Raw genomic sequence first — 25,655 nt, forward strand, 5'->3', positions numbered from 1 at the left:
GGAGTTCCTTGGGTGGGAGGGTCTCTGAGATGGAGGGTGCGGTCAGATGCCGGTGAGCTGCGCGAGTCGGGCTACGGCGAGCTGGGTGTACAGGGCTGTGCCGTCCACCAGGACGCTGTCGTCAAACGTGGCGCGGTGCGAGTGGTTGAAGGCTGCGTCCGGGCGGCCTGCCGGAGTGGCGTCCAGGCAGATGAAGCTCCCCGGAACGCGGGCCAGGACCTCGGCGAAATCTTCGGAGCCGCCCAGCGGAGCGGCGAGCCGGTGATGGCGTTGGGCACCGAACAGCTCTTCGATCTGGTCGGCTGCGAAGGCTGTGTGGGCTTCGTCTGTCACCGTGACCCGTCCGCCCACCTGGTAGCTGATCTCGATCGTCAGCCCGTAGGCCGAGGCGATTCCCTCGAGCAGACGTGGAATGGCTGACTGCATTTTGGCGCGGGCCTCGTCCGAGTACATCCGCAGGCTTGCACCGAACTCGGCGGTATCGGGTATGACGTTGATGGCCTCGCCGGCCTTGACCATCCCCACCGAGACCACCACGGGGTCGTGGGCGTTGAACTGGCGGGTCACCATGTGCTGGAGGCCGAGGATCATTTCCGCCAGCACGGGGACGGGGTCCTTCGCCTGGTGCGGCGCCGATCCGTGTCCTCCCTGGCCGATGGCCTTGACGAAGAGCGCGTCCGCGGCGGACATCATGACTCCCGGTTTCGTCTCGAACCGGCCGGTGTTGCCGCCGGCACTGAAGACGTGCAGGCCGTAGGCGGCGTCCGCCCGCCGGCCGGAGAGCTCCAGGATCCCTTCGTCGATCATCATGGGGGCGCCTGCCAGCTGCTCTTCGGCGGGTTGGAACATCAGGACGACGTCGCCGGCCAACTGGTGGCGGCGCTCGGCCAGCAGCCGGGCGGCACCTGCCAGCATGGACGTGTGCAGGTCGTGCCCGCAGGCGTGCATGCGGCCGGCCACCTGGGAGGTGTAACCGACGCCGGTTTCCTCCTGGAGCGGCAAGGCGTCCATGTCTGCGCGGAGCAACACCGTGGGGCGGTCGACGCCAGAGGAGTCACCGGCAGTGCCGCGCAGGACGGCGCCGACGGAGGTGAGGCCTTTGCCCAGGGTGATCTCCAGGGGAAGGCCGGCCAATGCCTCGAGCACTTTCTCCTGGGTGCGCGGCAACTCAAGGCCCAGCTCGGGGTGGCGGTGCAGGTCGTGGCGTAACTGAACGATGTCGCCGTGCAGCTCACGGGCATCTTCAAGAATTTTGTCGGCAGACACGCGGTATTCCCTTCGAATGAACAAGCCAGCCGCCTCAACATGGCGGGGGTTTCATTCGAGTATGTGAGCTGGGCTACTTGCCGTCCATGACCAAAACTGCACTGAATTCATGCCGTCAGGGCATGGTGGAAGGAGCCCTGACAACCCTTACTCTGTTTCCGTGACCGCCACCCTCTTTGCCAATGCCACTTTCCACACCCTCAATCGGGACCAGCCACGGGCCGAGGCCCTCTTGGTGGAGGACAGCGTGATTGTTGCTGCCGGCACGGCAGCCCAGCTCCGGGCCCACGCACCCGCAGGGACGAAGACGGTTGACCTGGGCAACGCCGTCGTGATCCCAGGGCTCACGGATGCCCACATCCACACCGCGAGCCTGGCCCGGTCCATGCACGAGGTAGACCTTCGGCAAGCCAGAAGCCTGGCGGAAGCCCTTGCCGAGGTGTCAGAAGTGAAGCCCCGCTACCGGGAAGGAGAGTGGATTCTGGGCGGCTGGTGGGACTTCAACGCATGGGAAATCCCGGTTCAGCCCGACCGGGCAAGCCTCGATTCCCTCTGCCCACGGAACCCTGTTGCCCTGACCAGCGCGGACGGCCATACGGTGTGGGCCAATTCGCAGGCGCTCCAGCTGCTCGGGATCACCAGGACCACGCCCGACCCTGCCGGCGGTGAAATTGTCCGTGACGCCCACGGAGATGCCACCGGGATCCTGCGGGAGAGCGCGGTGTACCCGGTCCGGAAACTCGCCGCATCAGGAGTATCCGGAAATCTGGCCGACCAGCTGCGGGAGGCCCAGCAGTATCTTCTTTCCCTGGGTCTGACGGGGGTCCACGACATCGACGGAGCCGACGCCCTTGCGGGCTACAGACAGCTCCGGGATGAGGGCGCGCTTGCCCTGCGGGTGCACAAGCTCCTGGCCCACGATGACCTGGAAGCAGCGATCCTGGGCGGAATCCGGACCGGCCAGGGCGACGCTTGGATTCGTCACGGCGCTGTGAAAATTTTCGCTGACGGCGCGGCGGGCTCCCATACCTGCCACATGAGCGAGCCTTTCCCGGGCAGCACCAGCCACGGCATGGAAGTGACCGCCTATCCCGAGCTGTTGAGGCTGGCCACACGGGCCGCCACGGCAGGAATCGCCGTCGCCGTCCACGCCATCGGTGACCGCGCCAACCACCTGGTCCTGAACGCCCTGGAGGACATCCAAAACATCACGGCACAACACAACCTGCGTCACCGGATCGAGCACGTCCAGTTCCTGAAGCCTGCCGATGTCCCCCGGCTGAGCACGCTCGGCGTGGTGGCCTCAATGCAGCCCCAGCACTGCCCCAGCGACCTGCCCATCCTGGGCATGGTCGAGGGCCGGGACCTGGCCTCCTATGCCTGGCGCAGCCTTCTGGACGCCGGAGCCACCGTGGCCTTCGGATCCGACTCCCCCGTGGAAGTACCCAACCCGTTCCACGGGCTGCATGCCGCCATCACCCGGACAACCGCGGAAGGCAAGCCAGACGGCGGATGGGAACCACAGGAGCGGATCACACTGGAAGAGGCGCTGCATGCCTACTGCTCAGCACCCGCCTACGCGTCCGGCGAAGAGAACATCAAAGGCACGCTCAGTCCCGGTATGCTCGCCGACTTCGCCGTGCTGGACACGGATATTTTCGCAGTGGGACCTGCCGAGCTCAGGGAAACGAAAGTTCTCGTGACCGTCACCGGCGGCTCAGTCCGCTACGGGCTCAAGGACTAAACGCCGCCCACGTGGGCAGGCGGCGCAGCGGGCATAAAACGCCAGTACCCCCACAGTACGGCTGCGGGGGTACCTTATGCGGTTGCAGTTCGCCCTATCTGGCGTCAGCCCTGACCTTCGAGGTCACGATGGCCCCGCCGAGCGAGATCAGGCCGATCACCACCAGCAGGGTGGCCGGTCCCCAGGAAGCATTCCCCGACAGGGACAGGAAGACAGTGGCCAGCGCCGGCATGAATCCAGCGACGACGGCGGACAGGTTTGCCGAAAGCCCCATGCCCGTGTACTTAACCTCTGCGGGGAAGAGCCGGTCGATCAGGGCGCCGATGATCGCGTAGGTGATGGCACACGGACCGAATGCCAGCACCATGGCCACGATGATCAGGCCCGGGTCCCTGGTGTCCACGAGCCCGAAGATGGGAAATGCCAGGGCAATGAAGATGGAGTAGCCGATGATCCCTACGCGGGCCGGGCCGAAACGGTCGGCAAGGCGTCCGGCGACCACTGTTATGACCATCTGGGCTACAGCTCCGATGGTCATGGCGGTGAGGATCACCGTGGACGGCAGGCCCAGGACCCGGGCCACGTAGCTGATCATGAAGGTGGTCAGGATGAAGAAGCCGGCGTTGCCCACCAGATAGGTGCAGACTCCGATGGCCAGCCTGCGCTTGTGCTTGCGGAACAGTTCGACGACGGGAGCCTTCTTGGTTCCATCGTTTGCCTGCAGTTCTTGGAATTCGGGAGTTTCATCCACGTTCCAGCGGAGCCAGAGCGCCACCGCCACCAGGAGAACCGAGGCGATGAACGGCAGACGCCAGCCCCAGGCCATGAAGTCTTCCTTGGGCAACAGGGCAACCAGGGTAATGGCACCGGTGGAAAGCAGGGTGCCCACGGGTGAGCCGAGCTGAACGAGGGCTGCGTACAGGCCACGGCGCTTGGCAGGGGCGTACTCAATGGCCATCAGCGTGGCCCCACCCCATTCCCCGCCGGTTGCCACACCTTGGACCGCCCGGAGCAGCGTCAGCAGTATCGGGGCGACGACGCCGGCCGTCGCATAGGTGGGCAACAAGCCCATCAGGGCGGACGCGGCGCCCATGAGCATCACCGTTGCCACCAGCGCCCCGCGGCGCCCGTACTTGTCCCCTACGTGGCCAAAGATGATGGCACCGATGGGACGGGCAACGAAGGCGGCGCTGAAGCTGAGGAAGGCGGAGACCGTGGAGGCCACCGGGTCGGTGCCGGGGAAGAAAAGCGGCGCGAAGACGATGGCTGCGGTTGTTCCGAAGAGGAAGAAGTCATACCACTCAAGGGCAGTGCCGATAAAGGCGGCGGCTACCACCTTGCCTGGGCTGGATGGACCACGTTCCTTGGCCGGGGCGTGTGCGGCCAAACGTGAAGCGGGAGTAGTCATTGGGTGGGTCTTTCGGCTAAAGAGTGCAGATCCGTGCTTGCTGTAGACGACGGTACTGTGAGCCGGTGCATACCCGCCAATACCTCTTCTTGCGCAATCGCATACCCAAACGGCATGCTATTGTCATGAACCTTCGCCGTCTTGAGTACTTTTTGGCCGTCGTGGATGCCGGCACGATCACTGCAGCGGCTGAGCTTATCCATATAGCCCAGCCTGCGCTCAGCCGGCAGATTAAGACACTGGAAAAGGAATTCAAGCTAAGCCTTTTCGAGGCTCAGGGCAACAAGCTTGTCCTTACCCCTGCCGGCCGTGCTTTCGTCCCTGCCGCCCGTCGCCTGATCCTGGAGACCCAGACCCTGGAGGACGCGGCAGATGCGCTCCGCACAGGACGGGTAGCCACGCTGGTGGTTGCTGCTACCGCCGCTTCAGTCCGCGGCTTCCTGGCGCCCTATATTGCCACGACGGGTCCGGAGGATCCGTTGATCATTACCAGGGAGACCAGCCACTTCGCCATCACCGATGCTCTTCTGCATGGCAGCGACTTCGCTGTATCCCCGGCGGCACCTGAATCCGGGCTGGCAACCATGCCGCTCGGAAGTATCCCGTTGACCGCGTACGTGGCGGCAGACCATCCGTGGGCGCTGGAGGGGGTATCTGAACTCCCCCTTTCGGCCCTGGCCAGCCAGCATGCCATCCTGCCCTCGCACCAGAGCGTCAGCCGGTACCTTCTCGACGATGCACTCAACCAGGCCCACTTGAGCTTCCGCCAGGTCTCCGAATGCGATGACGGACAGACCATCATGGCCCTGGCCGCTGCCGGACACGGTATTGGGGTGACCACCGACCTGCCCGCGTACGGCACCCACCCGATCCGCATTCTCGCTGGCGCCCAAGGAAAGCCAGGCCATGTCCTCCGGCTGCCCCTGCACACGGCGTGGATTCCAGGGCACTTCGCGGAAAAGGCCATCCGCGCCACCGCGCTTCGTTTACGGGACTTCCTCAACGGACGGGGAGCCCTCGTGGAGGAAGGGGCGGAAAGTGCAAAAGAACATGCTGAAAAGGGATAAGTTAGCGAACTTTTAGGTCTTAGACAGCATGAAGCCCGGTCCTGATACTGGAGGCTACCGCCTATCCACCAGACTGGGAGAAGTGCATGCTTTTCGACGCCTTGTACACCAACGGAACGTTCTACACCCAGGACGGAAGCCGCCCGCGGGTGCACAGCGTGGGCGTCCACAACGGACGCATCATCAGCCTCGACGACGAACTCCCCCAGTCCCTCTTCCGCGACATCCACGACATGGGGGGCGCCGCCGTCGTCCCCGGCTTCAACGACGCCCACTGCCACCTCAGCTACGTGGGTCAAGCCCTGGTGCAGGTCGATGTCCGCCCCTCCGCCTGCCCAACCATGGATGAACTGCTGGATGCCGTGGACCGCACCTGCCGGAACGCCCCCGCCGGGGCATGGGTCCAGGGCGCGGGATACGACCAGAACTACCTGGGAAACCAGCACCCGACGGCTGAGCAGCTCGACGCCGTCAGCCATGGCCGCCCGGTTTGGCTGATGCACAACTCCCGTCACATGGGAGTGGCCAACACCGCAGCCTTCGAACGCGCCGGCTACCCCGACCGCCGCAGCGTCCCCTCACCCGAGGGCGGGGCCGCGCCCGTCGACGCAAGCGGCAGGGCCGTCGGCCTGCTTCAGGAAACGGCCCGCGCGCTGGTCATGGACGCCATTCCCGCCCCCACAGTGGAGGACGTGGCCACGATGGTAGGTGCAGGCAGCGCCGCTCTGCTGAAACTGGGCATCACCAGTATTACCGAGCCAGGACTGGGAGCCCCACAGCACATCGGCCACACCATGTCCGACATCGCCGGCTACCAGGCCGCCCGCGATGCCGGCCTGCTGGGCGTCCGCGCCACGGTGATGCCCTACCTCACCACCCTGCACGGCCTGGACAGCAACCCAGGGCAGACCGGCCAACACGACGACGGCCCCAAACGCCTCGGCCTGGACCTCGGCATCCGGACAGGGTTCGGCGACCAATGGCTGCGGCTGGGACCCACGAAGATCCTGTCCGACGGCTCACTCATTGGCCGGAGCGCCTTCATGTGCTGCGACTACCACTTGGACGCAGCCGAGGGCCATGACAATCGCGGACTCCTCCAGTTTCCCGCCGAGGACCTGCGCGAACGCATCATCGGCGCACACCGTGCCGGCTGGCAGGTAGCAACACACGCCATCGGTGACGCCGCCCTGGACGTGGTGATGGACATCTTCGAGGAAGCCCAGCAGCTATACCCGCGGCAGGATGTGCGGCACAGGATCGAACACGTGAACGTTGCCGGCGATGAACAAATCCGGCGCATGGCATCCTTGAACCTCATTCCCGTACCGCAGGGCCGGTTCATCAACGAACTCGGCGATGGCGCCACCCGCGCGCTGGGCCCGGAACGGGTGGCGCTGACCTACAGGGTGAAGGCCTTCCTCGATGCCGGGATAGAGGTCCCTGCCAGCACCGACGCACCCGTGGTCTCCGCGGATCCGCTCCTCAATATCCATGACCTCGTGAACCGGCGCACGGCGTCCGGGGCGGACTTCGGACCGGCCGAACGGATCAGCGTGGCCCAAGCCGTGCGGGCCTACACCGTTGGCAGCGCCTATGCGGCCCGCGAAGACCATTACAAGGGCTCGCTCTCACACGGCATGCTCGCCGACTTCGTCGCACTTTCCGAGGACCTCTACCAAGTCGCGCCCGACAGGATCAGCGACGTCCGACCCACCGTCACGGTTGTCGGCGGCCAGTTGGCCGCTGGAAGCCTGTAATAGTTCATGCCCTTTTGTTATGGCATTGGGGCCACATATGCATTGGACAGCATGAAGCTGGTTTCCAATACTTGAGACCAAGAGAAGGCCATTGCGGCCAGCATCCCCTTTCCGTAGCCCTATGGCACACCCCTGATGAGGAGCACCACGTTGGAGAAGAAAAACCACGCCGGCCAGGCAATCGTTGACTCGCTGGCCCTGCACGGCGTCAACCGTGTCTTTGCGGTACCGGGCGAAAGCTACCTTGCCGTCCTCGATGGTTTACACGGGGCGGATATCGAAACCATCGTCTGCCGCCAGGAAGGCGGCGCCGCCTACATGGCAGAAGCACACGGCAAGTTCACCGGCGAACCGGGAGTCGCGATGGTGACCCGCGGCCCGGGCGCAGCCAACGCCTACGTTGCCATCCACGCCGCCTGGCAGGACGCCACCCCCATGGTCCTGTTCGTCGGCTTGATTCCGGTGGCGGACCGCCAGCGCGAGTCCTTCCAGGAGTTCGATCCCCACGCCTGGTTCGGCACCCAGGCCAAGCGGGTTTTTGTCCTCGACGAGGCCTCACGTGCCTCCGAGGTGGTGGCCGAAGCCTTCTTCGCCGCGAAGTCCGGACGCCCCGGCCCGGTGATCGTCGGCCTCCCTGAAGACGTCATCACACATCCGTTCGAGGGTGAACTCCACCCCGTGATCACCGTGGCCGAGGGCGCAGTCTCCCCCGCGGAGCTTGAGCTGATCACCACCGCCCTTGGCTCCGCCAAGAAGCCCGCCATCTTCGTGGGCGGCCAGCGCTGGACCCCTGAAGCTGCCACCGCCGTAACCACCTTTGCCGAGGCCAACGGCATCCCGGTCATCCAGGACTGGCGCGCCGCGGACCGCATCCCCTTCGACTCCGAGGTCTTCGTCGGAGCCCTCGGCTACGGCCGGACCCAGGACACCGCACGGATCTTCGCCGAAGCCGACGTTCTGCTGGCCATCGGGGCCGTTCCCACAGACGTTCCCACCGATGGCTACAGCGTGCGCCAGGGCCACGATGCAACCAACATCCTGGTCAACATCGACACTTCCCTGCGGGGGCGTTCCGGTGCCGTGACGGCACATATCCTCGCCAGCCCGGTCGCCTTCGCCGGCGCCGTCAAGGATGTCCAACTGGGCAAGGCCGCAGAATGGAACACCTGGCGTGCAACCGGCCGCGCAGCACAGGCCGCCTTCGCCGCACTGCCCGACCTGGCTTCCCTGCCGGCCACCCGGGAAGGAACCGGGCACATGAGCGCCGTTGTCGCCGAACTGGTTAACCGCCTGCCCGAGGACGCCGTCTACAGCTTCGGCGCCGGAAACCACTGCGCCTGGGCGCAGCGGTACCTGCCCACCCAGGTGTTCCCGTCCCAGCTGAGCATGCGCAACGGATCCATGGGCTACAGCGTCCCGGCAGCCGTTGCCGCGTCGCTTGAGAGCCCGGAACGGTTGGCGGTCGCCATCGCCGGCGACGGTGAATTCCTGATGAACGGCCAGGAGTTCGCCACCGCCGTACAGCACGGCGCCGCCATGCTCATCATTGTCATGGACAACGGACAGTACGGCACCATCCGGGACCACCAGGAGCACCACTTCCCCGGCCGCGTCAGCGGCACCCAGCTGAAGAACCCGGACTTTGCCGGCTTCGCCCGCGCCTTCGGCGGGCACGGCGAAACCGTAACGAACGACGACCACGCGGCCATCGCCGTCGAACGCGCCCTTAAAGCCGTGCAGGACCAGCGCATCCCCGCCATCATCCACGTCATCACCGACCCGCAGATCGCCCTCCCTTAAGCGATCCGGTCCCCCTAAAGGAGAACAGCATGAGCCTGTATGCCGTCACCAACCCTGCCACCGGAGAGCACATTAAGAGCTACCCCACGGCCACCCACGCAGAGATCACCGCGGCTGTAACCGCCGCCGATACCGCATTCAAAGGATGGAACAAGACGCAGCTTGCCGACCGGGTGAAACTCCTGGACCGCGTCGCCGAGCTCTACACCGAACGGCGCGACGAGCTGGCCGCGATCGTCACCAAGGAAATGGGCAAGCCCATCTTCCAGGCACAGATCGAAGTGGACATTGTTGCGTCCATTTATCGCTACTACGCTGACAACGGCCCCGGCTTCCTTGAGGACGAGGACATTGACGTTGCAGCCGGTACGGCGGTTGTCCGCAAGGAAGGGCTCGGGGTGCTCCTTGGCATCATGCCGTGGAACTTCCCGTACTACCAGGTGGCTCGCTTCGCCGCCCCCAACCTGATGAACGGCAACACCATCCTGCTCAAGCACGCACCACAGTGCCCTGAGTCGGCACTGGCGATGGAACAGATCTTCCGGGACGCCGGCGCCCCCGAAGGAGCCTACGTCAACGTCTTCGCCACAAACCAGCAGGTGGCCGGCATCATCGCAGACCCCCGCGTGCAGGGCGTGTCCCTCACCGGCTCGGAGCGCGCAGGATCGGCCGTGGCCGAAATTGCCGGGCGCAACCTCAAGAAGGTAGTTCTGGAACTGGGCGGCTCGGACCCTTTCCTGGTGCTGGACTCCGCAGACGTTGACCAGGCCGCCGCGCACGCGCTGTTCGGCCGCTTCGGCAACACCGGCCAGGCCTGCAACGCCGCCAAGCGCATCATCGTGACCGATGCTGTCTACGACGAATTTGTCGAGAAGTTCGTTGGTGCCGTCACGTCGGTGAAGGTGGGCGATCCCACGGAGGCTGACACGTTCATGGGTCCCCTGTCCTCATCAGCTGCCCGTGACGGCCTCGCCGCGCAGGTTGACGACGCCATTGCCAAGGGCGCCAACGTGCTCACCGGCGGCGCCCCGCTGGAACAGCCTGGAGCCTGGTACCAGCCCACGGTCCTTACCGGCGTTACCGAGGACATGCGGGCCTTTTCTGAGGAACTCTTTGGCCCGGTTGCTGTTGTTTACCGCGCCTCGTCCGAGGATGACGCGGTGGAACTGGCCAACAACTCCGTGTACGGCCTCGGGGCCGTCATCCAGTCCACAGATACAGCTAAAGCCAAGGCGATCGCGGACCGACTTGATACCGGCATGGTGTACATCAACGAAGCACCCGGCACCGCGCCCGAGCTGCCCTTCGGCGGCATCAAGCGCTCCGGCGTCGGCCGCGAACTAGGCAAGTACGGCATGGACGAATTCGTCAACAGGAAGCTCATTCGCACTGGAAAATAATTGCCCATCCCGTCACACATAGAAGCTCTGCCACCACCTGACCAGCTAATTGGGATAAGAGCACTAAAAACGTCTCGATCGGCAGCTGGCCCCAACCGCCCGGGCCACGGAAAACAACACCTTGGACCGAAGTGCACCACACACACGGAAGCGGCCAAGATACCGACGAGAGCACACGCCCCGACTACATTCTGCGACCAAGCTCAAGGAGAAAATTGTGAGTTCAAAGCCGAAACGCGCCGGTGCCTCCGGCTGGGACGACATCAAGGTGGGAGACAGGGTGCAGCTGGGCAGCAGCGGGCGCACCGAGTATGCCGGCGAAGTGGACGCGCGGACAGCGGATGGTGACATCATCTGGGTCCACAACCCTATTGGCGGCCGCCGCCTGTTCCATATCCACGACGGCTACAACCTGCAGCCGGCAACGTCATGACCGACCAGTGTACAGAGGATTGCCACTACTGCTCAGGACCGGAAACCGACTAGCGGCCAGCCAGCGGAACAGGTCAGGTACGCAGGTATGCCCTGCGTGGTAGCAAAGAAACGACTTGCTGCGGAAAGTGAATTGGCAAACCTGGTTCCGAAGCCTGCGGAGCTGGCGGCCTTGCGTCGAGAGCCCCGGTTGAATTACACCGCAACCCGACAAGCGGTTCCTTGTCAGGATGGCAAAAGTAATGGGAATTGATTCTCCGCCTTACCCTGAAGAAGTACGCTGCCGCCGCCCACAGCCAGGGACAGTTCTCATAGGTTATCCACCGCTACTGCTGCCATGGAGCTATCCCAACGGCTCCCACTTCCAGCCATGGATAACCTGGATTGACCCCAGCCGTGGACCACTCAAGGTCACCTTCTAGTTTCGGCACCATGCTTTGAAAGTAAGGGCATAGCCCGAGTCAGGGCAGGTTGACGGAAGGTCCATTATCGGCTCCGGACCAACGGGAGTAGAGGTAGCTGCGACAACTCCCGCTTCTACGATGAAAGAAATTCCTATATTTGCCGTCGGGGAATGTGGCCAGCGTGCTGTGGCCCGATCATCCTGTTGGGTCACAGTAAGCCTTGGAAACTGGACGATTTGGGCCCTTTCCCTTGCCTGACGCCACTGAGCATCTGTTGCGAGAAACCTCCAGTTCACCTATTCTGATATCGATATCAGTGATACAGGTCTCGTATTGGCTGCTGCCTTTGGCCCTGCCCAATTACTGCTTCGAATATGACGAACGAAGGGGTTCACCTTTGAAAGACCCAGCAATTTGCCGCCCTTTGGGGGCTGCCCTCGCACTTTCCCTGCTTGTGGCGACTGTAACTGCCGGGGGCGCAGTCGCGGCGTTCCCCCAAGCACCTGCGACAGATACTTCCCAGGGCTTCTCTATTCCAGGAGCGACCTTCGAAGAAGGTGCACAGCCGTCTCTGCCCGAGGGCTGGAGCCGGAGCGGACCGGGGACGGCCTCTACTGGCACGACTTCGGCACGGACGGGAAAATCAGGTGCCAGAATCAACTCAGTCTCTGAGACTGACGCGACGGTGCTCAGCTCCCCTGCCGTTAAGCTGAAGAAGTCCTCTGATGTTGTTTACTACCGTGCGCTGGTGCGGCCAGCGGAAGGGTCACCAAGGGTTGAACTTCGGGTGAGGTTCACTGCAGCCGACGGTAGCGAAGTAGGCCAGCAGGTGTCCGCCCCTAGCGGGATGAAGCCAGGATCCTGGTCCGAGCTGTCCCTGACAGCCGCTACCCCAGCTGACGCGAAGGACGTGCAGGTCTCGATACACGTCCTGGGAGCCGCGGCCGTGGATGTCGATGACATCTCCCCCGACGTCCGTCAGCAGCGGGAACTCGTGCCAAATGGAGGCGCAGAAACTGCTCCCGATACCGGCCAACCAGGGCCGGCCGGATGGTCCCCTGCCTCCGTTCAGTGGACCCCTGTCACAGTCCCGAACCCCTCGGTGGAATCAGGGACAACAACCCCTGAAAACTGGAAGACATTTAACTACTCCGCAGCCAAAGCCACGATGGTTTGGGACAAAGCTGTTGCCCACACTGGCACCAAATCACTGCGCATTGACGGCGTCCCCGGGGGCATCGGTGACTGGCAGCAAGTCAACTATGTCCCGATCTCTCCAGGTACCTACAAGTTCGGATTTTGGATTAAGGGACAGGACGCGGCCCCTGGTGACATCCGGCCCTTGGTGATTTTCCGTAACGCTAACGGCCAAACAGTCGGCGGTGACCGGATAATCCAGAACACTGTGTCCACCTCGGACTGGACGTATGTTGAGTCAGTATTGGCAGCACCGGCCGGTGCTGTCTCGGTCCGAATCGACTACCGGCTCTACAACGGCGGGACCGCGTGGTTTGATGACATCACCCTCGCAAAGCAAACCATGGTATCCGGCGTTGCCGAGGGAAATACAGCCGGTACCGACTCCGGAACTGCCCAAACCGGGCAAAATTCCCTGACTCTCATCAATAAATCGGAAGGCGACCAGTCGGTTCTGGAGTCCTCCCCCATCCCGATCGAACGGCTTGCCGCTTACGACTTCTCCGCCGGAGTGAAGACGGACCTGGCCAACGGCACGGCCACCGCCGGGCTCAAGTACCTGGACGGCAACGGCGTCACGCTCAGCGAACAGCTGACACAACCCGTGAGTGGCGCTACCGGATGGCATGCCAGCGGCCTGCAGGGCTTTCCTCCCGCGGCAGCAACCGAGGCGCGGGCATTCGTTCGGCTCACAGGCAAAGGCCAAGCCTGGTTCGACGACATCTCCCTCATCCGCAGCACCGTCATCAACGAGGACGCCCAAGCAATCGCCCGCCCGTCACTGCTGCTCAACAGCTCCGAGGTCAAGGCTCTGCAGGACCGCGTCAAGACAGGCGTCGTCGGCGAGGAGTACCAGCGCCAGCTCGCGCTGTCCCAAAAATGGACAGTTGAACAGCTGAAGGACCCCGCGTACCTGGCCAACCCACACCGGGGGCAAAGCAACATCTACACGGTCCCGGCCGGCGCAACCAAGATGCACCTGTCCTTCGATGTTGAGGGTAAAGGCTCGACCATGGTCGATGCCATCACCCTCACCTCCCTGGCCAACGGTCAGCCCGTGACAATTCCGGACAACAGTTTCGAAGAATTCGGCTCAGGCGTGAGCCCTTGGACTGCGACAACTGCGGGTGCTGAGGTCAGCAAGACCAGTGAGTGGGCCGCAACCGGTGCCGCATCTCTCAAATACACCGGTGCTTCCCCCACGGACAAGGCCACCGTGTCCTTGAACCAGGATCTTCCGACAACAGCAGGAGCGCGCTATTCCCTGGGTGCCACGATCAGCCAGCGTGGACTCATTGAAGGTGCCGGGCTCACGTGGAGCGTCTCATACACGAATGACGCCGGGGCACCAGTCGGGGCAGCCTATAAGGCACCCGCCTACAACTGGGATACACATACCCGGTGGGATTCCCCGCTGTTTGAGGCAACGCAGGCAAGCGCCAACGTGTACCTCGTGACAGGGAATGAAGAAGCAGCACAAAAGGCGATCCTGGGACTCAAATACCTCGTTGGTGAATCCATTTGGGGTATGAACTACGCCCTTACAACGGGCGGTAAGCCCAACGGTGAGGACGGCTATGGGGCCGTGCACTTCGGCCGCGCCATGGGAGGTTTTGCCCAGGCCCTGGACCTTGTCATCAACTCCAAATCCATGAGCGCCACCGACCGCGCCTGGCTCACCGACCGGCTCGGCTGGATGCAGGACACCCAGATGAACCTGACCTATTACGACCGCTCCACCGAAGCAGGCCGGATCTCGAACTGGAATCTTGACCGGGCTATCGGCGTCGGTCTCGTCAGCATGGCCCTCCCGAACCTGACCTCATCGGCCACGTACCGGGCCCACGCCCAGGGCGAAGTTGAATGGACCTTGGAGACCGTCGTCGGGGAGGACGGGGCATTTCCCGAAACCATCCGCTACCACGCCGCCCCTCTGGTGAGGCTCGTACCGTTTGCGCAGGCCCTCAAGCGGGCCGGTGGGGCCGACCTGGTCAATGACGCAAAGCTGAAGAAGATGTTCTCCTTCCTCGTGAACGTCCAAACTCCCGTCGATTCAACCAACACCAAGGCACCGGGAACCGTCCTGATGCCCGCCATTGGCGATGCTGACTACAACGAAAAGCCCTACCGGATTCTGGGCTGGAACGCCGCGTTGTACAAGGATTCCGACCCGGAGCTTTCGGCGGCCATGCAGTGGACCTGGAACCGGGCAGGGTCACCGATGGCCGACACCGGCGCCAACCCATGGGCGTTGCCGCCGCTGCTGAACACTGACCCGGCTCTTCCGTCCAAGGACCCGGCCTTGTCCTCCACAGCGATCAAGAGCGTTGGGTACGACATCCTGCGTGACAAGGTGGGAACGGCCGACGAGAACTACCTGATCATGTCCAACACCCCCCGGACGCTGGGTCACAACCACGATGACCGCAGCGGCTTCTCCCTCTGGGGCAAGTCGGTGCCGCTGGCCCTGGATTCGGGTGTTGGTGGCTACTTCAACGGGGACAATGTCTGGTTCAACAGTGCAGCGGCCCACAACGTTATTCAGTTCCAGTCAGATGGTGCCTGGCAGGGTACGGCCCCATCTGTGGAAACGCCTGTCCGCTACTACTCGGACAAGCTCGACCTGGTCCAGACCGGTGGGGCCACGCCTGGCGCTAGTGATTACCAGCGCAACATGCTCCAGCTCAAGGGTGGCTTCGGCGCCTTCCTTGTCTGGGACCGTATCAAGTCCGCCGTACCGAGCCGGTTCAATCTGCACACGCTGACCACGTCGATAGATCAGACCCCCGGTCTGCTTACGGCCCACGGTTATCAGGGAGTGGATCTGGATGTTCACCTCCTCGGATCGGCCCAGCCCTCGGTTGGCCTCGACAAGGGCAAAGTCTCCGGTGACTGGCCGCAGGAGAACCAGCAGTGGCTGCAGCTTGGCCAACCTGCCGGAACAGACCACACGGTCTTGCTGCAGCCGCGGGCGAAGGACACAAAGCCAATCGAAACTATCGAACGCGCGACCGGCTCCGGGACCCTCAAAGCGTTCGAGTTTGTCGCTTCCAACGGAGAGCGTGCCCTGGTTGTCCTCAACAGCGGGGACGCCGCCGCTAGCACTGAGCTCGGACTGACAGGAGACTGGACGGGCGCTACCCCCGAGGCAAACGGCTCCATCAACGGCACCGCCGTGAACGTCAGCGCTCATCAGGCTCTGGTCCTCATGAAGGCCTCGTAGGGCCAAGAAGGCGGAAGGATTAGCTGAGGCGGCCCGAAAAGGGCCCGCCTCAGCTAACCTTCAGAACTGAAAGCTGGCACGGCGCATAAAAGGCCGGTGGAAATGGCATTATCAGCTATCTCCACCGGCCTTCCGGCATTCCGGGAAGATCACGTCCCTTGGTGTTCGCCCGAGTCTGAGCCGTCCGGGATTCCCAGCAGGAGCTCACGGCTTCCGACCGTCCGGCCGTCGGGCCCTTTTCCCACAACCTTGTACCTGCAAGGCCGTGAGGGTGCGGGCAGGACAACGGAGGTCTGCCACAAATTCTCGCCGGCCAGTGACGGGCCATCCTCGTCAACAAGGTAGAGGTCGAAGACGGTTACCGCCTTGGGCTTGGTCCAAGTCAACTGAACGGTCGATTCCCCATGGGCAGCTGTCAGCACCGGGATGTCGCGCGGGAGACGCGAGATGCCCACGGCCTCAAACACGGCGTCATCGGATACACAGACGCCGGCGTGCACAATTTCCGCCATGGGCACGATGTCCTGGGCGACCCGCTGCCACAACCTGCCATCAGCAGAAATAAGTGCAGTGATTTGGTGGCCCTCAGCGTCGCGTTGCAGGCCGAGCCATGGCCGGTCCGGAACCGGCAGGCCGCGGACCTTCCATGTGTAGGGGCTTCGCGTCTGTCCCCCGCCGGCGTCGTCGCCGGGGTTTCCTGCGCCGAAGTCTTCGCGGGTATCCAGGGTGCGTGTGCGCAGCACCAGGGAGCCGTGGTCGAGTCCGAAGAAAACGTAGCGGGCACGCCCTGTCAGGTTCTCCCGCAGCCACACACCTGCCGTGGTTGCCGCATCGGTGAGGCGTGCCGTGATTTGGAACGATCCTTCTGCCAGAGCCGTTGCGGCCGCCACAGCGTCGGCTTCTTCGCGCAGATAAAGGTTCGCGTCATCGCCACCGGCAAACCCAGCGGCATGCACTTCTCTGAACTCATACCCGTCTGTCGAGGATGCGATCAGGGCAGCAGTCCCCCGCCCTATCAGGGCCGGCTGAAGGCTTGAGCCCCCGGTGCTCGGCAAGGCCGAGCACCGCACCGGCCGGGAGGGCCGCCCTGTTCCAAGGGTGCCGTTTGCAGTGACGGTATAGTCAGCCGGTGTCTGGTCGTCGGCGTCAAGAATCGCCGAAGTACCCGGGATTCCTTCGGCCAAAATTTTCGGTTCGGAGTCTCTCCCCGTCCTAGCGACGGTGTAGCTGGTCGCTCCAGCAACTGGTTTCCAGCTCAGGCCGACTTTTCCGTGCCCGGGCGTGGCGATGACTGCCGGGACGCAGGCGGGCGCGATCGGCGTGCCGCATGGCGACATTCCTGTTTTGAGGACGACGGCGGACAACGGCTCAAGCGTCAGTTGACCGTTAGCCACGGGAAGCCGTGCCCCGCTGACCACGTCCTGAACGCCATCTTGGTCGTGTTCAAAGGGCAACGTGACAGCAATGGAGCGCCTGTTTCCGTAGCTGGTTCGGGTGGTGTTGATCGCGATGAGGTACTCCCCCACGCAGGCGGTGACAAGCTCCGGATAGGCCGAATAGGGATTGTCCTCGATGAAGTTTTCACGCCGGATCTCCCCGACGCCGGGCTGGGCGGCCACGGGAAGGAGTTCCCCTGTGAGGGCGAAAGGCCGGCCTTCTATAACTTCGTCTTGGGCCTTTTGCCGGTATTCCTCACGGGTTGTGCCCCGGATCGCCACGTAGCTGGTGGTCATGTCGACGTCGGCCTGGAAGTGGAGGAGCTGTTCGGTACTTCCGTACTGCAGGTGGGCCCTGCTTGCGCCCGACATTCCAGTGTTTCGTTCCAGCAGGTTTGCAAAGAGGTGGTTGTCGCCGTCGCGCACAGAAACCAGCAAATTGTCGATGTCGACCCAGGCAAAGGATGTGTTGTCCCAGCCCGCTTCGACGCCGAGTTCCCTCAGCTCCTGCGAGGAGAAGGCCTCCAGATGCGCGTGGGGCAGGATGCGGCCGGCACCGGCAGACCCGAGAAGGGCTTCCCTGCCCCCGGTGAGGTAGTGGAAGGTTTCCTGGATCCGGAGATCGTATTTGAGTTTACGGTCGAGCCAGCGCCGCTGAAATGAGTCAAAGAATTGCGCGTCCAGCAATTGCTGTTGGGCGTAGCCGGTGGCTTCCCTTGCATACTCGCGGTACTCTTCCCATTCCGGCGCGGAGTACCGGTCCGGGTTCCGTGCCATGAATTCTTCCAGCGCCGCATAGCGCAGGGCGGCGCCGGATTCCTCGTCGGTGCCGTAGGCCGGGCGGCCCGGGTAGTCGCTGTTCCGGTCATCGATCACCTGCTGCATGAACATGGCCCGGTGTCCCGCCGCTGTTTGTCCCTGATACCGGGTGAATCCCCGCGCGTGCAGGTTCTTCAAAGCCACTTTCAGGATGTCATCGTTGAGTGCTTCGTCGCCTGCGTGCCCGAGAGTCCGAAAGAACCAGCAGGGGAAGTAGTTTGTTGATTCCCCGTACACTCCGACGTAGCCGTTTTCGCGGGTAAGCCCGGCCAGGGTCAGCCCGTAGTAGTGCGGCCCGTACGGCATCCTGCGGACCTGGCTGCCGTCGTCGGTAAGTTTGCTTTGGGCCAGGCCCTTCATAATGACCTGGACATAGTCTTCGGTGTATTCGGCGTTGCCGTCGTGATGGAAAAGCGAGTGATGCACCTCCAGTTCGCGGCCGTCGGGTCCGATCAGCACTTCCTCGCCAAGGAACGGCGCTGTCCCCAGGAACTCGCGGACGATGCGGTGGCTGCGTTCCTTTCCCTGGTAGAAGGTCGAGCCAATGACGCGCAGCCCTTCGTGCGCCTTCCAGGCACCTTCGTAGGTGTACATCACCTGGTTGTAGATGTAGCTGAGCGCGGGAGCGGGCGAAGTCGAAGTTGGCTTTCAGGACGCGTTCCCATGCCGCCTTCCGGGTCAGCGGGCCGCCGTCCCAGCCGGTGTCCGCAAGTGAGGTTCTGCCCTCTGTGGTGCCGGTGGAGAATGGCTCCGCGAGGAAGGAATCGAACTCTTCGGAGCCGTACGCGTCCTGGTCAGCGATCAGGTTCTCGACGATGTACAGCGCCTCACCGAGGGCCGCGTAGTAGCCGCCCCAGTCGGATTGGTGTCCCCCGGTTCCGAGCAGGAGAACGTTTCCGTAGTATTCGCGGGTGTAGTGGTCGATGGTTGCAAAGATCCGCCGTAGGCCCTGCCGCTTATGCTCCTTGGTTGTGGCGGGCGACCATTCCAGCAGGAGCGTTTCGGCGTAAAAGCGGAGGTCGTCGTCGTACCTGCTGATCGGCAGCGGTTGGCCCTGGTCAGTGCGGGCTTCCAGCGCGTTGAAGTGATTTTTTTGCCACCGGCGGAAGCCGTGCACCATCGCGGTTTCCTGCTCAAGGGGCCCTCGTTGGGACTTGAGGCAGGAAGGCTGCGGTGTGTTGTCTGCTGTCATGTGTGGACCGGCCAGCAGGGTTGAAGGTGGCAGGGCAGGGACGGTGTGTGTACCGGCGGAGAAAAACCGCCGCGAAATATTGGTGGCCTTTTCAAATCCGGTCTCTCCCGCGAGGGTCCGGTAGGACAGGGCGTATGTCCTGAGGGTGATTTCGACGATCTGCTGCCCGGTGGTTGAAGCCAGCGGAAGCGCGGCGGTCGCGTGGAAGAACCGGCCAGGGAGACCGCCCCGTGTGCCAACGTTGATTGGTTCGTAGTCCCCGACGGTGCGGTAAGCTGCCTGCTCGCCGTTAACGAGGACCAGGGTCTTGTAGGCCGACGAGTCCTCGCCCCAGAACTTGACCGTCAGGTAGTTCTGCTGGAGCGGGTCGACCTTCATGGTGAAGCGCAGGTCTGCGAGCCTGGTCGCCGCCGGTTGAAGCGGCAGCGCTATCCTGCCCGGCTCACCGGGGTGCCCGATGAGTATCGTGTCAGCACCAGTGGGGAGCCCAGGGATCTCAACATCCATGTCATCCGCCATGACGATACTCGCCTCACTGTTGAGCGCGTGCTCGGCTTCGGATTGTTCGTGGCCGAAGTCCACGAAATCCTGCCAGTAGTCGGTGTGAGCTCGTCCGGTGTCCTGCGCGTGGGCGTTCAGGCCGATGGCGGATGACATGGGGTCCTTTCGGGACTGATAATGCGGTTGGAGTGGATAGGTGCTGGCCCGCGTCGCCGTCAGGTGGCCGGGTGTGCGGGAACGGCGTTCTTCGAGACCGTTCCCGCACGCCGGATACAAAGGGTCTATCCTGCAGCCAAGGCTTCCTCGAATTCCTTGCGGGCCTGGTCTCCCCCGGCTGTCTTCCATGCCGGAACCAGTTCGGCTTTGATCGTCGACACGGGCTTACGGCCCAGCACCACGTCATTGATGGCGGTAGTGATCAGCGTGTTCAGCTGGGCCTTCTTGTTGCTCCATGCGTCGGAGAAGAGAACAAGGCTGGGATCAGTGACCAGCGTGGGTTCAGTCTTGGTCTGGAATTCGTGGATGAGCTTGGTGCCTTCCTCGAAGCCGGGGTTGAACTGGGGTATGGGCGCGTTGCTGAGGTAGCTGAAGCTGATGCCCTTTTCGGTCTTTGCCAGGTCCGTGGGGGCGATGACGCCGTTTTTGTTTGTCCAGTGGAGGTCCTTGACGCCGTAGGTGACGTTGAGGTGTTCCTGGCTGCCGAACGGCGATGCCATGTAGTCGGCGATTCGAAGCATTTCCTTGATGCGCTCGGCGTCGTCGGTCTTTGCGAATGCGGTGAAGAACCCGTACGGGCTGCCGGCGTGAAGTACGGCTGACTTTCCTTCAGCGGCCGGGGCCACCCAGGGTGCAACCTTGGTGCCTGCTTTGACCGCTGCCGCGTACACACCGGGCCAGCCGGTGGCGCTGCCAAGAGTGGTGGCCACGTTGCGGGCGGCAAAGAGCCGGTTGCCGTCCTCCACGGTGATTCCGTCGGGATGTATCGATCCGTCCTGTTTGACCTGGGCGGCCCACGCCAACGCCGCTTCGAACGCTTCGGTTTCGATCTCGTGGGTGAACTTCCCGCCCTCTACACGCCAGTTGTTTGGAGACCCGTTGCCAAGGCGCCCGTAATACGCGGCGGAGAAGGCATTTGATACCCCCCAGAGAGACTTTCCGGGGTCAGTCACGGCTTTGAGGGCGTCCCGGAGGTCCTCGAGGTTCTTGGGTGCTGCCGTTACACCTGCTGCCGCAAAGCTGTCTGTGTAGGCGAGAATGGGAGCACCGCCCGTCGGCCGCGGGCAGGGAACGCCGTAGATGCCACCGTTGAAGACAGTTGCCTGCCACGCCTCGGTGGGGATGTTGGCCAGGTTCGGGTAGTCCTTGATGGCATCGCCCGAGACGTGCGATGTGATCTCGGTGAATTTGGATTTCAGCAGGGCAGGCGTCTGCGGGATCGGATAGTTACTGCCGAAGGTGACCATGTCGGGTATTTGGCCGCCGGCGACAACGGTCTGGACTTTCTGCAGGTACGAGTCCGCCAGAGTGGTCTGGGCGTCCATGTCTGCGTTCAGCTCCTTGTTCATGAATTGCCAGTATTTGTTCTGCTCTTTCGCGGTTCCGACCGCTCCGAAGGTCAGGGTGAGGAAGCTGAAGCTGCTGCCGTTGCCCGGCGCAGCCTCCACGGTCCTCTTCAGATCATCGAGGGGGTACTTGAAAAATCCGGCCTGGATTGCGGCGCCCTTTCCGGGCAGGTCAGCTTCAACCAGGGAAGAGGGAATGTATGCGGGGAGGGCCACTTTACTGTTGGCGGCAGTGTTTCCGGTGGAGGAGCCACCGGCGCAGCCGGAGAGAAGCCCGGTTCCAGCTGCTCCTCCCAGCAGGACGGCTGCGCTGAGGAATCCCCGTCGGGATGGTTTGAGTACGGTCATGTCATTTCTCCTTTGAAAAGTGCTGCGGGCCTGGCTTGTAGCGGGGGTCAGCCCTTGACTGCTCCGGTGAGCATGCCTTTGGCGAAGTGTTTTTGCAGGAAGGGGTAAACGATCAGGATGGGCACGATGGAGACCACAAGGATGGCCATCTGCAGGGCTGCCTGTGGAGGCGGTATGGAGCCGTCGAGGGACTGCTGGTAGGTCTGGCCCTGGACAACGAAGGTGCGCAGAACGAGCTGTAGAGGCCATTTGGAGTTGTCGTTGAGGTAGAGGACGGCGTTGAAAAAGGCATTCCAGTAGCCCACTGCATAGAAGAGGGAGACCACGGCGATCACGGCACGGGACAACGGCAGAACAATTTTGTTAAGGATGGTGAACTCCGAAGCGCCGTCGATCCGGGCGCTGTCGATGAGTTCCTGTGGGATGTCCATGAAAAAGGACCGCACGACGATCACATTGAAGGCGTTCACGCAGACCGGAAGGATCAGTGCCCAGTAGGAATCAATCAGCCCGAGTTCTTTCACCATCAGGTAGGACGGAATCAGTCCCGGAGCGAAGAGAAGGGTAAAGAGAACGGTCATCAACAGCGGTTTCGCGCCCAGGGTCTTGGGCCGGGCTAACCCGTATGCGAGGGCCACGGTCGTGACGATGCTGATGAGTGTGCCGACCAGGGTCACGCCGGTGCTGACCAGTACTGAGCGGGTGACAACCCCGCCGGAGAATATTTGCTGGTAGGCGGCGAAAGTCGGTTCGGTGGTCCACAGGACGAACCCGCCGGCCTGCCGGACCGTCTCCTCATCGGACAGGCTTGTTGAAATCACCGCAATAAAAGGCAGAATCACCAGCACGCAGGCGAGGGTCAGGACGATAGCCTTTAGGGCTTGCACGGCCGGGCTGGGCCTGCCCATCCACATCGGACGCTCGGTGCCGGCAAGGCGCCGGGCCCGCGCCGAGGCCTTGCGCTTGCTAAGGGTGGAATTGGTCATGATTGGTACACGCCCCTTTCGCCGAACATGTGGGCGATTTTGTTGGCTCCGAGGACCAGGGCGAGGCCAACGATTCCCTTGACCAGTCCTACTGCGGTGCTGACACCCCATGCGCCACCGATGACGCCGTTGTTGAAGACGTAGGTATCCAGTACTTCCGAAACTTCCAGCCCGACGTGTTGCTGTTGGAGGATGATCTGTTCGAATCCGACAGTGAGTGCATCGCCCAGACGGAGGATGAGTAACAGGATGATCAGGCCGCGCAGGTCCGGAAGGGTAACGTGCCAGATCCGCCGCCAGGGGGAGGCCCCGTCCACTGCGGCGGCTTCGTGCAGGGACTGGTCGATTCCAGCCAGCGCCGCCAGGAAGAGGATGGTGGCCCACCCGGTGTCCTTCCAGATCACCTGGGATGTGATCAGCGCCTTGAAGAGGTCCGGGTTGCCGATGATCGACAGTGTGGCCATGTCCGCCGAGCGGAGCATGGAATTCAGTAATCCACCACCGCCGAGCATCTGCTGGAATATTGCCACAACGATGACCCAGGACATGAAGTGCGGCAGGTAGAGGATGCTCTGGACCCACTGCTTGACCCGATCGGATATGAGGCTGTTCAGGAGCAGAGCCAGTGCGATAGGTGCGGGGAAAACCAGCACGACCTGAAGCAACAGGATGATGAGCGTGTTACCGAGTGCCCTCATGAATGCCGCGTCGCCGTTGAAGAGAACCGTGAAGTTCTCGAATCCCACCCACGGGCTGTCCCAGATGCCAATGAACGGCTGGTAGTCCTTGAAGGCGATGACGTTCCCGAGGAGCGGCACGTAATGGAAAGCCAGGATCAGCAGGATGCCTGGCGCGGCGAGCAGCAGCAGAGGCAAGTCGGTGCGAAGCCGCGACCTGAACGTGCTTTTATTCCTGGCGGGCCCGCGAGCCTCGGCTTGTGGACCTGGCCCGGTTTGCTGATCCTGCGTACGCGCCGGATCAGCCAAGGAGGTCGTTTTGATGTTGGACATAGTTCCTGACGCCTTTGTTGGAGTCGAGCTTTGCTGAACTGGGGGACGCGGCCCTGCGCATCGAAGGAAAACCCCGGAATGAAATCGATATCACGAACTACCGTAAGGCAGGCCGGTGTGTTGTTCAAGTCACACCGGCCGGCTTTAAGTCTTAGGGAATGACCGGGGTGTGTACCGGGATCCATATCCTCATGGTCGAGCTGCCGCGTTCGGCCCAGGAGTGGTAAGGGATCAATGCCACCGCGCGCGTGGGACCAGCAGGCGTGTCATACTCGCCTGCGAAGGGCCATGAACGGTTTGATGGCTCCCGTTGCAGTGGGGCCAGTTGTACGGTGACGGTGCCGTCCTTCTCACCGAGGCCAGCCGCTGTGTCGATGTGGGCGTCGGTGAGCTCCCATCCGGCCGGCAGGTCAACGGATTCCAAGGCGAAGACTTCGGGGCCGCGTTCGACGGCAACGCAGCCGCGGACAGCGTCAATGCGGTCATCGGGCCAGGAGAACCTGGGCTCCATGGGCAGTTTCAGACTGATTTCCTGCCCGGTCAGGAAAGCCTTGGTGACTGTGGCTGTGCCAGGTACGGAAGGCTGCGCGCCCTCGCCGGCGTCCATTGTCGCTCCTGTTGCCCAGCCGGGGATCCGCAGGCTGATGCTGACCGGCGAATCTGGCGCTTCGACCACGGTGATCTTGATGCTACCGGTGGTTGGGTAGTCGGTTTCCACATCCAGGACCAGGGCGCCGGGGCCCAGTTCGGCGCGGATGCGTCCTGCGGCGTACTGGTGGATTTGCACACCGGCAGTGTCAGTGGTTGCGACGTAGGAGCTGAGACTTGCCAGAGTCCGAGCGACGTTGGGCGGGCAGCAGGACACTTCGAACCATGCTTCACGGCCGCTGGAGCCTCCGCGGATACAGACGCCGTCCTCGTTCAATGGTGCTTCCCCCGCGGTGGAGCGCTGATGCAGGGTGTTGGCGTAGAAAAAGGACTTGCCGTCGGCGGAGGGGGAGGTCGCCACAACGTTGTATAGGGTCCGCTCGATCAGGTCCGCGTATTGCGGGTCACCGGTTGCCAGCAGCAGGCGCCAGCTAAACATGATGGAGGCGACGCCTGCGCATGTTTCGCAGTACGAGCGGTCCGGCGGGAGCACGAAGTCTTCCCCGTAGGCCTCGTCCATGTGGTGTGAGCCCATTCCGCCGGTGATGTAGGTGCGGCGGGCGACGGTGTTGCTCCATTGGAGCTTCAGGGCGTCCAGGAGTTCGGTGTCGTTGGTTTCAACCGCAACGTCGACGGCGCCGGCGGCGAGGTACAGGGCACGGACGGCATGGCCGCGCAGGACGGTGGCCGCGCGGACGGGCGTGTCGTCCTGCCAGTAGGCCTGGCCGAATTCGAAGAGGGGCAGCGTTCCGGTGCCTCTGCGCTCGATGAAGGTCTTGGCCTGGTCCAGGTAGCGCCGTTCGTAGGTGACCCGGTACAGCTCCACGAGGGCTACCTCGATCTCGGCGTGCCCGCATACTTTATCCAGCCCATCGGGGCCGAACATGGTGCAGACGTGGTCGGCCAGTTTCCGGGCAACGTCCAGTAGTTTTGTTGCTCCCGTGGCACGGTGGTTGGCTACTGCGGCCTGAATAAGATGGCCGAAGCAGTAAAGTTCATGGCCCCACTTGAAATCCGAGTAGCGTGGCTGCTGCCAGGGCCTGCCAAACAAGGTGTGGACGTAGCCGTCTGGGTCCTGGGCTTCGGCCAGCTTATCGATGAACGCGTCCAGAACCTCGTCGAGTTCGGTTGCGCCGGAGCGGGCGTGTTCCCAGGACATGGCTTCGATCAGCTTGTAGATTTCAGAGTCGGCGAATTCCCGTCCTCGGTGCTCGTACTTTTCCTTGCCAGCCGCCTTCTCAAGGTTGCCCAGCCAGTCAAGCCGGGTGACCCAGGAGACGCCATGGGGAATGATGGCGGCGCGGTTCAGTTCCTGGCGTTCCCCCCAGAAGCCTCCCGACAGGGATACAGCCGGCAGGGGCAGTGGCGAAAGAACACCCGTCGAGGGGGCGACCGGGATCGTTTCTGTTGCGGGAGCGTGAACGGTTTGCATAGGACCTCCATGCCGCTTCA

Annotated in this window: 15 protein-coding genes; 8 read left to right on the forward strand and 7 right to left on the reverse strand. The window is 63.0% G+C overall.

The window, feature by feature from the left end; translation table 11 throughout:
* Window positions 1–42: 42 nt before the first annotated feature.
* Window positions 43–1,266: a M20 family metallopeptidase gene (locus tag QF047_RS10485; protein WP_307276499.1), complete on the reverse strand. Its 1,224-nt coding sequence runs from the start codon at window positions 1,264–1,266 to the stop codon at window positions 43–45.
* Window positions 1,267–1,426: 160 nt separating this feature from the next.
* Between QF047_RS10485 and QF047_RS10490 the strand changes: the two genes are divergently transcribed.
* Window positions 1,427–3,010: an amidohydrolase gene (locus QF047_RS10490; RefSeq protein ID WP_307276501.1), complete on the forward strand. Its 1,584-nt coding sequence runs from the start codon at window positions 1,427–1,429 to the stop codon at window positions 3,008–3,010.
* A 94-nt stretch (window positions 3,011–3,104) separates the two neighbouring features.
* Here QF047_RS10490 and QF047_RS10495 read toward each other — a convergent pair whose 3' ends face one another.
* On the reverse strand, window positions 3,105–4,418 hold the full coding sequence (locus QF047_RS10495; protein WP_307276503.1) for an MFS transporter: 1,314 nt from the start codon (window positions 4,416–4,418) through the stop codon (window positions 3,105–3,107).
* Window positions 4,419–4,543: 125 nt separating this feature from the next.
* Between QF047_RS10495 and QF047_RS10500 the strand changes: the two genes are divergently transcribed.
* From QF047_RS10500 to QF047_RS10525, 6 genes are all read left to right on the forward strand, one after another.
* Window positions 4,544–5,485, forward strand: coding sequence for a LysR family transcriptional regulator (locus QF047_RS10500; RefSeq protein ID WP_307276506.1), 942 nt, complete (start codon window positions 4,544–4,546; stop codon window positions 5,483–5,485).
* Window positions 5,486–5,571: 86 nt separating this feature from the next.
* Window positions 5,572–7,245: an amidohydrolase gene (locus QF047_RS10505; RefSeq protein WP_307276509.1), complete on the forward strand. Its 1,674-nt coding sequence runs from the start codon at window positions 5,572–5,574 to the stop codon at window positions 7,243–7,245.
* Window positions 7,246–7,395: 150 nt separating this feature from the next.
* Entirely contained in the window at window positions 7,396–9,045 is a 1,650-nt protein-coding gene (locus tag QF047_RS10510; protein WP_307276512.1) for a thiamine pyrophosphate-dependent enzyme, read from the forward strand.
* Between the two features lie 29 nt (window positions 9,046–9,074).
* Complete coding sequence (locus QF047_RS10515) at window positions 9,075–10,445, forward strand: NAD-dependent succinate-semialdehyde dehydrogenase (RefSeq protein WP_307276514.1); 1,371 nt, start codon at window positions 9,075–9,077, stop codon at window positions 10,443–10,445.
* A gap of 217 nt (window positions 10,446–10,662) precedes the next feature.
* Window positions 10,663–10,878 carry a hypothetical protein gene (locus QF047_RS10520; RefSeq protein ID WP_307276516.1) on the forward strand — a complete coding sequence of 72 codons (216 nt, stop codon included), beginning with the start codon at window positions 10,663–10,665 and terminating at the stop codon, window positions 10,876–10,878.
* 1,190 nt (window positions 10,879–12,068) lie between these two features.
* Window positions 12,069–15,701 carry a heparinase II/III family protein gene (locus QF047_RS10525; protein WP_307276517.1) on the forward strand — a complete coding sequence of 1,211 codons (3,633 nt, stop codon included), beginning with the start codon at window positions 12,069–12,071 and terminating at the stop codon, window positions 15,699–15,701.
* Window positions 15,702–15,850: 149 nt separating this feature from the next.
* Here QF047_RS10525 and QF047_RS10530 read toward each other — a convergent pair whose 3' ends face one another.
* Window positions 15,851–18,550: a hypothetical protein gene (locus QF047_RS10530; RefSeq protein ID WP_307276519.1), complete on the reverse strand. Its 2,700-nt coding sequence runs from the start codon at window positions 18,548–18,550 to the stop codon at window positions 15,851–15,853.
* A 799-nt stretch (window positions 18,551–19,349) separates the two neighbouring features.
* Here QF047_RS10530 and QF047_RS10535 point away from each other — a divergent pair.
* Complete coding sequence (locus QF047_RS10535) at window positions 19,350–19,802, forward strand: hypothetical protein (protein ID WP_307276521.1); 453 nt, start codon at window positions 19,350–19,352, stop codon at window positions 19,800–19,802.
* A gap of 128 nt (window positions 19,803–19,930) precedes the next feature.
* Here the strand turns inward: QF047_RS10535 and QF047_RS10540 are convergent, their stop codons facing one another.
* The 4 genes from QF047_RS10540 to QF047_RS10555 form a co-directional block, all read right to left on the reverse strand.
* Window positions 19,931–21,559 carry a hypothetical protein gene (locus tag QF047_RS10540; protein ID WP_307276526.1) on the reverse strand — a complete coding sequence of 543 codons (1,629 nt, stop codon included), beginning with the start codon at window positions 21,557–21,559 and terminating at the stop codon, window positions 19,931–19,933.
* Window positions 21,560–21,606: 47 nt separating this feature from the next.
* On the reverse strand, window positions 21,607–22,545 hold the full coding sequence (locus tag QF047_RS10545) for a carbohydrate ABC transporter permease (protein WP_307276528.1): 939 nt from the start codon (window positions 22,543–22,545) through the stop codon (window positions 21,607–21,609).
* Complete coding sequence (locus QF047_RS10550; protein WP_373427761.1) at window positions 22,542–23,555, reverse strand: ABC transporter permease; 1,014 nt, start codon at window positions 23,553–23,555, stop codon at window positions 22,542–22,544. The genes QF047_RS10545 and QF047_RS10550 overlap by 4 nt, the downstream gene beginning before the upstream one ends.
* A 151-nt stretch (window positions 23,556–23,706) precedes the next feature.
* The gene (locus QF047_RS10555; RefSeq protein ID WP_307276534.1) at window positions 23,707–25,635 is read right to left on the reverse strand and encodes a glycoside hydrolase family 127 protein; all 1,929 of its coding nucleotides are present in this window, start codon (window positions 25,633–25,635) and stop codon (window positions 23,707–23,709) included.
* Window positions 25,636–25,655: the final 20 nt, after the last annotated feature.

It is taken from the genome of Arthrobacter sp. W4I7, from assembly GCF_030816215.1.
Lineage (GTDB): Bacteria > Actinomycetota > Actinomycetes > Actinomycetales > Micrococcaceae > Arthrobacter > Arthrobacter siccitolerans_A.

Excerpts from the sequence above, each read along its gene's own strand:
- QF047_RS10530 (WP_307276519.1), bottom strand. The coding sequence starts at position 18,550 with ATGTACACCTACGAAGGTGCCTGGAAGGCGCACGAAGGGCTGCGCGTC.
- QF047_RS10555 (WP_307276534.1), bottom strand. The coding sequence starts at position 25,635 with ATGCAAACCGTTCACGCTCCCGCAACAGAAACGATCCCGGTCGCCCCC.
- QF047_RS10540 (WP_307276526.1), bottom strand. The coding sequence starts at position 21,559 with ATGACCGTACTCAAACCATCCCGACGGGGATTCCTCAGCGCAGCCGTC.
- QF047_RS10515 (WP_307276514.1), top strand. The coding sequence starts at position 9,075 with ATGAGCCTGTATGCCGTCACCAACCCTGCCACCGGAGAGCACATTAAG.
- QF047_RS10495 (WP_307276503.1), bottom strand. The coding sequence starts at position 4,418 with ATGACTACTCCCGCTTCACGTTTGGCCGCACACGCCCCGGCCAAGGAA.
- QF047_RS10550 (WP_373427761.1), bottom strand. The coding sequence starts at position 23,555 with ATGTCCAACATCAAAACGACCTCCTTGGCTGATCCGGCGCGTACGCAG.
- QF047_RS10500 (WP_307276506.1), top strand. The coding sequence starts at position 4,544 with ATGAACCTTCGCCGTCTTGAGTACTTTTTGGCCGTCGTGGATGCCGGC.
- QF047_RS10545 (WP_307276528.1), bottom strand. The coding sequence starts at position 22,545 with ATGACCAATTCCACCCTTAGCAAGCGCAAGGCCTCGGCGCGGGCCCGG.
- QF047_RS10505 (WP_307276509.1), top strand. The coding sequence starts at position 5,572 with ATGCTTTTCGACGCCTTGTACACCAACGGAACGTTCTACACCCAGGAC.